Here is a 10,729-nt window from a genome sequence, read left to right as displayed (position 1 = left end):
CGCTGGTCGGGCGCCACAAGAAATTGGAAATTGACGGACGAGGTGTGGCTCAACCCGGAACGGGCTACACCTGAAATATCGAAGTTAGCTGCTTGAAGTGACGCGACAACTTCGTTGACAACTACCGATTACCTGGGGCGCATTATCAGCGGCCACGATGTTTGTCACCACGCCGATGCAATTCTATGTCGTGCGCTTTTTGCTTGGCGTGGCCGAAGCCGGCTTCTTTCCAGGCGTGATGCTCTATCTCACCTATTGGTATCCAACCCACAAACGCAGCAAGATCATGGCCACCTTCCTGGTTGGCTTGCCGCTGGCGGCGATGATAGGCAGCCCACTATCCGGCTGGATCATGACTGCATTCGCAGATGTCTACGGATGGAAAGGATGGCAGTGGCTGTTTTTGCTGGAAGGTATTCCTTCCATCATGCTGGGCGTGATTGTATTTATGTGGCTGCCCAATAATATCGAATCTTCCAAATGGCTCAACCAGGATGAAAAAAAGGAGTTGCGCGGCAATCTCGACAAAGACGTGCTGAGTGAAAACCGTCATTCACTGAAGGATGCTTTCACCAGTGGTCGCGTCTGGCTACTGGGTATCATCGATATGTGTCTGATGATGTCGGCCTATGCAATCAGCTTCTGGTTACCCACTATCATCCGCGACTCCGGGATTAGCAGCCCACAGGAAATCGGCTTCTATACCGGCATCCCCCACGCCTTCGCCATCATCGCCTTGCTATTGGCGGGCTACAGCTCCGACAAATATCGCGAACGTCGCTGGCACATCGCCATACCGATGATCATCGGCGCTATCGGTCTCGCCGGCAGCACTTTTGCCACCGACAGCCCGAGCGCAACGGTATTTTGGTTCACGATCGCTAACATCGGGATTATCGGCGCATTGCCGGCATTCTGGTGTCTGCCCGCGACCTTCCTGACTGGCCCCGCGGCAGCCGCTGGCATCGCCTTGATCGCATCGATTGCGAATATCGGTGGCTTCGCTGCCACCTACATCCTTGGTTGGCTGAAAGGATTGACGCATACACCCGGCCTCGGATTGTTTATTTTTGCCGGCTTCCTCATATTCGGCTGCATCCTGGCACTCCGCCTGCCCGCCAAGATCGTCAACAAATAACGAGGCAAGACTAAAAGCAAAAAGGCCCATGCATGCATGGGCCTTTTTCATTGCCGCCGCCGACAGCCTTACTTCGCTTTGGTCAGCGTGTTGTAGCTGGTAATCAGGTTGCGATAGTCAGGAATGTGATTCGAGAACAGCGTACCCAAACCCTCGATATCGTTACGCCAGTCGCGGTGCAGTTCACAAGCGACACCAAACCAGCTCATCAGTTGTGCACCAGCTTGCGACATGCGATCCCATGCAGCGTCACGCGTGATTTCATTAAAGGTACCGGACGCATCGGTAACAACAAACACTTCATAACCTTCGGCCAGGGCCGATAAAGCCGGGAATGCCACGCAGACCTCCGTCACTACGCCAGCGATCAGTAATTGTTTTTTGCCAGTCGCCTTGATGGCCTTGACGAAGTCTTCGTTATCCCATGCATTGATCTGGCCAGGACGTGCGATGTAAGGAGCATCAGGGAATTGCGCTTTCAGTTCCGGTACCAGCGGGCCGTTCGGGCCATCTTCGAAGCTGGTGGTCAGGATGGTAGGCAGTTTGAAGTAGCTGGCGAGGTCGGCCAGCGCCAGCACATTGTTCTTGAATTTGTCCGGATCGATATCGCGCACCAGCGACAGCAAGCCAGCCTGATGATCTACCAATAGAACGGCAACGTCGTTTTTGTCGAGGCGGGTGTAAGGTTTAGACATGGCTATTTCTCCTTTAAATTATTGAATCTGTCTGGGGTTGTGCGCGGTTGATTCCGGCCACAGACGAACAATAATTGGAAAGCAAAATGCCCGGTAGATAGCAATTTTTCGCTTAACCGTCCTATTTTTGGAACGATTGATTTTATTCTTGCCCCACCTTTATATCGTCCAGGAAATGCGCTCCCGCTCCCTGCTCAGCCAATTGGTCACTCGGATTGCGCAAACTGCAGTGCTCTATCGAGAGACAGCCACAGCCTATGCACTGGTCTAGCTGGTCACGCAACTGCATCATCTTTGCTATGCGTTCGTCCAGCTCGGCGCGCCAGCCAGCCGACAGTCGCGCCCAATCCTTGATAGTCGGCGTCCGACCTTGCGGCAAACTGGCAAGCGCTGCGGCGATCGAAGCCAGCGGAATGCCGGAACGCTGCGCCACCTTGATCACAGCCACCCGGCGCAAAACATCGCGCGCATAACGACGCTGGTTGCCGGTATTCCGGCGACTGCTGATCAAGCCTTTCGCCTCATAAAAATGAATGGCAGACACGGCCACACCACTGCGCGTGGCGACTTCTCCTACCGTCAGCTCCATGTGTATTTGTCCGTCCGGGATTTTTTTCATGGCAACCTCTTGACCTCAAGTTAAGTTGAGGTTTTACACTAAGCCGTCACCGTTGCGCAAGTCCCATGCACTGCCAGGCATCGCTTTAGGGCGTCATCCGCAGGATGGTCAACGGATGTAATTATTTCTTTTTAACTGTACGTATATACAGTATATTATCAGCGCACCGTTCATCCGGCGCATTACCTAAAACAGCAGAAAAACAGCATTTGGAGGTTCAATGTCAGCACTGTTACCAACCATAGCCATCAGGGAATTAAGCGCAACGAATGAGAAACTCAATCTCGTCCTGATCTACGGCAGCATCCGCGAAGGACGTTACTGCGACATCATCGCGAACTGGGCCAGCGCGCAAGTCCGCAAGCATCAGGAATTTGCCTTGGAGATCGTCGATCCGGCCAAGCTATCCTTACAACCACAGAGCGAGCAAAATCCGGATCTGCACGCACTCAGGACTTGCCTGGATCGCGCCGATGCCTTCATCGTGATCACGCCTGAATACAACCATGGCTACCCCGCTCCGCTGAAGCACCTGATCGATTCTGTATCACGCGAATGGCAAGCCAAGCCGCTGGCTTTTGTTTCCTATGGTGGTGTGTCCGGCGGCTTGCGCGCAGTCGAACAATTGCGCCAGGTGTTTGCCGAACTGCATGTCGCGACGATGCGCAACAGCGTCAGCTTTGCCAATGCATGGGAACAGTTCGACGACCAAGGGCGTTTATACGCAGCTACACGTGCGGAAAAATCAATGGAGATGATGCTGGCGCAGCTGCATTGGTGGGCGGTCGCCCTGAAGGATGCGCGGCGCACGATACCGTACGGCATCGTCGCCACCTGAGGGAAAACGGCTGCTTACTTCTTGGCCGGCTGGACGATCACGGTACAAGTCATGCCTGCCACCAGCTGATGATCCTTATCCAGGTCGTCTATGCGTATGCGCACCGGTACGCGCTGCGCCAGGCGCACCCAGTTAAAGGTCGGATTGATATCGGCCAGTAATTCACGGCCAGTGTTCGCTTCACGATCGGTAATACCGCGCGAAATACTTTCGATATGACCTTGCAAGGTCGCGCCGCCACTCATCAGGCGTATCTCGACCTTATCGTTGACCTTCAGATACGGCAATTTGGTTTCTTCAAAATAGCCGCTGACATAGTAGGAATTACTATCGATCACGGCCAGCTGCGGTACGCCTGAAGTTGCAAAGTCACCCGCATACACATGTAAATTGGTGACATAACCATCGACCGGTGCGCGCACATCAGTACGTTCCAGATTCAATTGCGCAGTATCGCGCGCGGCTGCAGCTGCCTGATACTTGGCACCTGCTATCGATGACAGCGACGCTGCGGCTTCACGGTTCTCGCTGGTGACGATGGAAGCATCCAGTCCGCTACGACGTGCCGCTTCCTTGCTGCGCATACCCTTTTCTGCCTGCTGCGCAGCCAGCGTCGCTTCTGCCTGCGTCAACACATGTGCATAGCGGCTCTTGTCGATAGTGAACAGGATATCGCCCTTGTGCACAAACTGATTATCCTTCACCTCGACCGTGGTCACGATGCCGGACACATCCGGTGCGATGTGGATGATGTTGGCCTTGACGCGGCCATCGCGCGTCCATGGCGAATACATATTGTCATCCCACAGATACTTGCCAAATAAAATGGCAAGCAGCAAGAGTACGCCGGTGATGATGTAGCGAAGATAAGCGGAGGTACGCATAGCGATGATCCCTAGTAAATAACAAGCGCGAGTGCGCCGAATATGCAAACCAGCAGGCACAAGCGGAAAAGCGAGCGATGCCAGACATGTTTATAAATACCGAAGTGGCCGCACAGCCAGTCGACACCAATGTGGATGACGACTGCCAGCAGGAAGACCAGCAGCAGCGATGGCGCCAATACGCCAAAAATGGAAATCTCACGCGGCATGATGGTTTGCTCCGTTCGTCAATGCAGCTTCAGCAGAAAATTCGTTCAGTGACTGATCCAGCAAGGAAGCATGGATCAGGTGCAGGTCAGTCAGCGCGCGCTGCAATTGCGCCGCTTCGTTCGCCTGCAATGTTTCTTTATTCAGCAACAAGCTGCGTAGCATCACGCCTGCGGCCTGCGTCTCTGCCAGCGCACGCGCATGCTGCGGCGCTTGCGGCTTGCGGAAGTAATCAGCCAGGCTAGCGACGCACTTCTCTTTGGCCACGCGTGCCGGATGGCCGGGCTTGAGGCGTGCGCTCAGATCACGTAAATCGATAATGGCATGGCCAATTTCCAGCAAGGTGATCGCCTGATTCAGAGTACGACGTGTGTCGGCATCTGCCGTACCACGTATGCTCATGCTCAGTTGATTCAGCAAATCACGCACCCGGCTTTCAAAATGATGGCGCAGGTTGGCCGCATCACTGATGCACAGGCGTAAAGCCTCGCCCCACAAGGAATCAGCAATATGGCGCCGCGACCCTTGTTTATGCTCAGGCAGGATCAAGGCAAACATCAGACCGGCCAGAACCAGGCCCAGTACTTGCGCCATGCTGTCATTAATGAAGTTCAGCACATCGAAGCGCATCAGGTTTTCTGGTGCAATCATTTGCGCAAACATCAGGTTGAAGCCGATACCGATACCCGCCACCTTGCGCCAGGTACTGATATACGCACCAACCAGCAAGAACGGCAGCATCGCCAGCACCAGCATCATGTAACCTTCGACGTGATTCAGCATGAAGAAGGCACAGAAGAAAGCAAACGGCGTCGCACTCGCAAAGCCCAGCGTGGTCTGGCGTATCAAACCACTAGGATGAGGCGACGATGCCGCCAGCCCGCAAAAAATCACGGTGATGATGACCGCACCACCTGCGCTCGGCCAGTTCAATCCATGCCATGCCAAGGTCAGCAGCAACAAGGCGGCGGCACTGCGCAAACCTGCTGCCAGCGCAATCATCGGTGGCGTCTTGGCGCTGTAGCTGAGGATCTGTCGGGCATTCTTCGCAGGTTTGTCCGACAGGCGCTTGGGCAGATCGTGGTAAATCACCACCAGCTGATAGAACTCATCACTGAAACGCTGCATCAGTTCCAGCGCCGTATCCAGGTTCAGCCTTTGCACATCGTTGTATTCATGACGCAGGAAATTCCCGCGCGCCTCGGCAATCATTTGCGGCAAGACTGCATGCAAGGCACTCAATTTGTCGCGCGTGACACCAACTTCGACCGCGGTACGCGCCGGGATATTCGTCACCAACAAGGCATTCGAGAAAGCCTCATATAAAGGCAGCATCACATCCGGCACCAGCATGTCGCCACGATTGCGCAGGCGCTGCATCAATTGATGCAAGGTATGGAATGTGGTCAGGCCGACCATCGCTGCCGCATTGAAGGCGTGCAATTGCTGGTTGCGTGTACGGATATCGCCAGCTTCAAAGAAAGCAGCGGCGCGGCCGGATTCCAGTGCCGCCACTTCGGTAGCAAACTGCAGGTGCAAACGTTCCAATTGCTCCGGAGTTAAACGCCCTTGCATCGCATCGCTGCACAACTGCGCAATATTGCGATATAAACGACGCACGGCCTGCACCAGCTGCTCACTCTGATGTTTCGGAAACAAGGCATCGTTCACCAGTGCTGCACAGAGAATACCCAAGGAGATTTCCGTCACGCGCGACACTGCGAGATTGAATACCTGCAAAGGCGCATCGATAGCCGGTACTGCGATCATGCAGGCCGTGTAGCCCGCCAGCACGAAACCATAGGAACGCGCATTGCGCATCAGGGCAGAACCGGCGGTACACAAGGCGACCCAGAATGCGAGCGCAATGAAGAGCAACATTGCCTGTTGCGGGAACAAAGCGATCAGCGTCAGCGCTGCAGCACAACCGACCAATGTGCCAAACAAGCGATAAATACTTTTTTCCAGCGCCATGCCGCTACTCGGCAAGGCCACGATGAATACCGTCATCATCGCGCTGCGTGGCGAATCAAAGCCCAGACGGAACGCTATCCATAAAGCGAGGAAAGCCGCCAGCAAGGTTTTCAACACGAAGACCCAACGCTGCCCTTCCGTCTCCAGCCAATCCTGCGCAATCACGCGTGCGCGGCGGTGCCATGCAGCAGCCGGTGCTGGCGTGGAGGCTGGCGCAGTGGCTTCGACGCTGCTGCTCATTCCGGGCTTCTTGCTTCCAGGTTGCTGAGCTGGCGTCGGAGCATGGTTTCCTGCTGCGACAATTCTTTTTCCGTCAGGCCTTCATAGGTCTGATGCAGGATAGCCCAGTAATCCGGCGACACTTGTTCGACGCGTTTGCGACCTGCGGTCGTCAGCGATATCTCTACACTGCGACGGTCTTCCAGACTGAAGCGACGTTTGATCAGGCCCTGCTTTTCGAGGTCGTTACAAATACGCGTCAGGTTGGCTGGTTTTTCCGAGCAGGCATCACCCAGGTCCGACGCACGCTGCGTTTCTTCATCCGAACCATAGAGCACCATCAGCGCGGTATAGCTGACACTGGTCAGGCCATGTTCTTTCATCACCGCATTCAGCTGATCTTGCGTACGCTTCTGGATGTGATACGCCAGACGGCTCAGAGTCACCAACTGCTTCGGATGTTCGGGCATGCGCTCACCACAGCGCGCGATACGACGTACGGTACTGTCAAAGTTACTCATGGCTTATCCTTGTTGCTGTTTGTTTGTTCCGGCTGCGGTTCCGCTTGATATCCACCACCCAGCGCCAGCATCAGCGCAGCGTGACTTTCCAGCATGCGCGCAGTGATTTGTGCACGTTGTTGCTCCTGCGTCAGCAAGGCGACCTCGCTATTAAGCAATACCAGGAAGTCGGTCATGCCCGCAGCGAAGCCTTTGCTCGCCAGCGTACGCGCTTTGCTCGCTGTCACGAGCGCACCATCGTTCAATGTTTTTTGTTGCTGCAATGATTGTGCTACCACCAATGTGTTGGCTACGCTTTCCAGTGCATGGATCAAGGTGCCGTTATAACTTTCGACGGCAATATCGTAGGCTGCAGTATGCGCACCCAGATTACTGCGCAGGCGGCCACCATCAAAAATCGGCAATGAAATTGCTGGCCCTATGCCACGTATGGACGAATCACCTTTGAGGAAATTCGAAAAGCCTATGCCCTGGAAACCAATAAAGGCCATCAGGTTGATGTCGGGATAAAACGCCGCCTTGGCCGCTTCGATTTGCTTACCGGCGGCTTCCACACCCCAACGACGTGCCGCCACATCGGGACGACGACCGATCAGGTCGGCAGGCAGCACCGCAGGCAAACGCAACCACGCATTGTTATCCAGCGCCAGTGTCGGACGCGTGATCTTCTCGCCTTCTGCCGGACCTTTGCCGGTAAATGCGGCAAGCTGGTTGCGCAACACAATGATTGCTTCGTCATATTGCTCTATCTGTATATGCAATGGAGGAATCGCTGCTTCCAGTTGCGTCACGTCCATCTCGGTGGCCAGGCCTGCGGCCAGGCGTTTGCGCATCACCTGCAAACCTTTTTCGCGATGCGACAAGGTATCTTCGACTATATCCTTCAATGCATATTGCAGGGACAGCTGCACATAGCTGCGCACGATATTGTTTTCCAGTGCCAGTCGCGCCATCTGCGATTCAGCCGCCGATACTTTTACTTCATCCAGCGCGGCCGCCAACTCCTGGCGATGCTTGCCCCACAGATCAAGATCGTAAGTCGCTTCTACCGCGACGCGGTTATACCAGGCGTAGTTGCCTGCTTCCGGTGGCGGAATGAAATCATGTGCGGAGAACAATTGACGCGTCATCGATGTCGACGCGCTGACATTCGGCAAGGTAGCCGACTCGGCCAGACCGGCATAGGACTGCGCCTGGCGCACGCGCGCTTCGGCAATGTGCAGGTTCGGGCTGTCACTTAAGGCAGTCGCAATCAATGCATCCAGTTGTGCATCGCCATATGCATGCCACCACTGCTGCTGCGGCCACAGCGCCGCATCGTTGGCTGCGGACTGGCTAATTACCGAGCCGCTGCCCAGCGCATTCGCATCCATGCGCTGCGCTTGTGGCTTGATATTGCCCATATCCGCACAGGCGCTCAGCAGCGCCGTCATGCAGGCAATACCCAAATAAGCAATTCTTCGATTCATGATGCAAACACCCGTTAGCTTGTGACCGTGTTTTATTTTACTCCAATATATTTTACTAATGAACTATAATTTTTTGAAAATTTACAAATGATTTATTTCACCAACAAAAATGTCGTCTTAGCAATATAGGCAAGACGACAAGATTATCCAGGGAAATATGGTGTTAGAAATCAACGTTGTACATTTCAGCGAACAAGCGCATAATCAAACCGCGTTGAGGCAACTCGCGCCAGGTTTTGCACTTTCCACTATAGGACTGGTGAAACCCTCATATCAAGCCTGCTACCTTTTGGTCGCGGGCTTTTTTGTTTGCAGTCCTGCTGGCAATATCGCCCTTCGAGCTTCACTAACAAAAATCAGGAAAATTTTATGGCCATCGAAGGAAACCCCAGCCAACTGGTAGGCATCGTGACCCTCCTCGGTGCCGCCGTCGTCGCGGTGCCGCTGTTCAAACGCATAGGACTGGGATCCGTCCTTGGTTACCTCGCCGCCGGACTGGCGATAGGCCCATCCGGCTTGGGCCTGATGTCGGACGCGCAAACCATCATCCACGTCGCCGAACTGGGCGTCGTCATGTTCCTCTTCATCATAGGCCTGGAAATGAAACCGTCGCATCTGTGGAGCTTGCGCGGACAAATATTCGGCCTGGGCAGCATGCAGGTAGTTCTTAGCTCGGTTTTGCTGACAGCTGTAGGCATGGCCTTTGGTTACTCGTGGCAAGTGTCATTTATTGCTGGCGCAGGATTCGTGCTGACCTCGACCGCCATCGTCATGCAGGTACTCAGCGAACGCGGCGACATGCAAACGCCGCGCGGACAACGCATAGTCTCCATCTTATTGTTTGAAGATTTGCTGATCGTCCCTTTGCTGGCGATCGTCGCTTTCATTGCGCCGCCTGACGCCACCATTACGCATGGCGCACCGGTACTGCAAAAAATCATCTTCGCCGCCCTCTCTCTGACCATACTGATAGGCGCAGGCATCTGGCTACTTAATCCGCTATTCCGTGTACTGGCAAAAGCGAAGGCACGTGAAGTCATGACCGCAGCCGCCCTGCTCGTCGTACTCGGTGCAGCGCTATTGATGGAAGTCGGTGGCCTGTCGATGGCAATGGGCGCATTCCTCGCAGGCGTGCTGCTGTCGGAATCCACCTTCCGCCATCAACTGGAAGCAGATATAGAACCGTTCCGCGGCTTGCTGCTGGGACTGTTCTTCCTCGGCGTCGGCATGGCATTGAATCTGGATGTGGTCGGCGAGAACTGGCGCATCGTTGTGGCTGGTGTATTAGCACTCATGATGACCAAAGCCTTCTGCATCTACTGCGTCGCACGACTGGCAAAAAGCAATCACTCGGAAGCCATCGACCGCGCCATCCTCATGGCACAAGGCGGCGAATTCGCCTTCGTACTCTTCACTGAAGCACTCAAGTTGAATGTGATTTCAGCTGAAATCAATGCAAACATCACTGCCATCGTTGTGCTCTCGATGGCTCTGACGCCGATGGTAGTGGTACTACACAAACGCTTAGGCGGGAAAATAACTGCCTCACTCGACGGCGTCGAAGAACCAAGGGATGTGCAAGCCAGCGTCCTCATCATCGGCTTTGGCCGGGTCGGCCAGATCGCGAGCCAAGGCCCGCTGGCCAAGGGAGCCAAACTCTCCATCATCGACAGCGATCCGGACGTCATCCGCGCGGTTGAGCCCTATGGCTTCAAGGTCTTTTATGGTGACGGCGGACGCCCGGAGATCCTGCACGCTGCGGGCGCATTGCAAGCCTCAGTCATCCTGGTCTGCATCAATGACAAACACGCTGTCACCCGCATCGTGGAAACGGCGCGGCAGGAATGCCCGCACACCAAACTCGTGGTGCGTGCTTTCGACCGTGAACACGCTCTCGAACTGGTCAAGCACAATGCCGACTTCGTCGTGCGCGAAACCTTTGAAGCATCGCTGCAAATGGCCAAACACGCGGTCGTCCTGCTGGGCTCAGAGCCGCAGGAAGCGGAAGATTTGATTAGCGAAGTACGTAGCCGCGACGCAGAGCGCTTTGCGCTGGAGACTACCGGCGGGCTGTTTGCCGGTCGTGCACTGGTGTTGGGGAATATTGAATATATCCCGCCGCCGCGAGCCGAAGAAGATGAGCCTAAGGATGGCTAACCTCGCTT

The 10,729-nt window shown here is 54.8% G+C and carries 10 protein-coding genes; 3 read left to right on the top strand and 7 right to left on the bottom strand.

The annotated features are described in order from the left end of the window. Positions 1 to 127 precede the first annotated feature (127 nt). The gene (locus IXC47_RS14960; protein ID WP_326838414.1) at positions 128 to 1,138 is read left to right on the top strand and encodes an MFS transporter; all 1,011 of its coding nucleotides are present in this window, start codon (positions 128 to 130) and stop codon (positions 1,136 to 1,138) included. A gap of 68 nt (positions 1,139 to 1,206) precedes the next feature. On the opposite strand, the gene ycaC is transcribed toward IXC47_RS14960, so the two are convergent. Together ycaC and soxR are read right to left on the bottom strand one after the other, a co-directional pair. Beyond that, entirely contained in the window at positions 1,207 to 1,833 is a 627-nt protein-coding gene (gene ycaC / locus IXC47_RS14955) for an isochorismate family cysteine hydrolase YcaC (RefSeq protein WP_175625819.1), read from the bottom strand. A 142-nt stretch (positions 1,834 to 1,975) separates the two neighbouring features. Further along, positions 1,976 to 2,452, bottom strand: a complete 477-nt coding sequence (gene soxR, locus IXC47_RS14950; RefSeq protein ID WP_195876149.1) for a redox-sensitive transcriptional activator SoxR — start codon at positions 2,450 to 2,452, stop codon at positions 1,976 to 1,978. A 220-nt stretch (positions 2,453 to 2,672) separates the two neighbouring features. Here soxR and IXC47_RS14945 point away from each other — a divergent pair, with 220 nt between their 5' ends. Then, on the top strand, positions 2,673 to 3,290 hold the full coding sequence (locus tag IXC47_RS14945; RefSeq protein ID WP_195876148.1) for an NADPH-dependent FMN reductase: 618 nt from the start codon (positions 2,673 to 2,675) through the stop codon (positions 3,288 to 3,290). A gap of 14 nt (positions 3,291 to 3,304) precedes the next feature. On the opposite strand, the gene IXC47_RS14940 is transcribed toward IXC47_RS14945, so the two are convergent. From IXC47_RS14940 to IXC47_RS14920, 5 genes are read right to left on the bottom strand one after another with little or no spacing between them, the layout of a single operon-like run. Continuing rightward, positions 3,305 to 4,174: an efflux RND transporter periplasmic adaptor subunit gene (locus IXC47_RS14940; RefSeq protein WP_195876147.1), complete on the bottom strand. Its 870-nt coding sequence runs from the start codon at positions 4,172 to 4,174 to the stop codon at positions 3,305 to 3,307. An 11-nt stretch (positions 4,175 to 4,185) separates the two neighbouring features. After that, positions 4,186 to 4,383, bottom strand: a complete 198-nt coding sequence (locus IXC47_RS14935) for a DUF1656 domain-containing protein (protein ID WP_012079785.1) — start codon at positions 4,381 to 4,383, stop codon at positions 4,186 to 4,188. After that, entirely contained in the window at positions 4,373 to 6,595 is a 2,223-nt protein-coding gene (locus IXC47_RS14930; RefSeq protein WP_195876146.1) for an FUSC family protein, read from the bottom strand. The genes IXC47_RS14935 and IXC47_RS14930 overlap by 11 nt, the downstream gene beginning before the upstream one ends. Next, entirely contained in the window at positions 6,592 to 7,095 is a 504-nt protein-coding gene (locus IXC47_RS14925) for a MarR family winged helix-turn-helix transcriptional regulator (RefSeq protein WP_175625814.1), read from the bottom strand. The genes IXC47_RS14930 and IXC47_RS14925 overlap by 4 nt, the downstream gene beginning before the upstream one ends. After that, positions 7,092 to 8,564 (bottom strand): efflux transporter outer membrane subunit, encoded by a 1,473-nt coding sequence (locus IXC47_RS14920; protein WP_195876145.1) that lies wholly within the window; start codon positions 8,562 to 8,564, stop codon positions 7,092 to 7,094. The genes IXC47_RS14925 and IXC47_RS14920 overlap by 4 nt, the downstream gene beginning before the upstream one ends. Positions 8,565 to 8,933: 369 nt before the next feature. On the opposite strand from IXC47_RS14920, the gene IXC47_RS14915 reads away from it, so the two are divergent. After that, positions 8,934 to 10,721, top strand: a complete 1,788-nt coding sequence (locus IXC47_RS14915; protein ID WP_195876144.1) for a monovalent cation:proton antiporter-2 (CPA2) family protein — start codon at positions 8,934 to 8,936, stop codon at positions 10,719 to 10,721. Positions 10,722 to 10,729: the final 8 nt, after the last annotated feature.

The organism is Herminiimonas contaminans (assembly GCF_015645465.1).
Lineage (GTDB): Bacteria > Pseudomonadota > Gammaproteobacteria > Burkholderiales > Burkholderiaceae_D > Oxalicibacterium > Oxalicibacterium contaminans.
The sequence above is the reverse complement of the archived record's forward strand: the minus strand, read 5'-3'. Positions and strand labels throughout refer to the sequence as shown.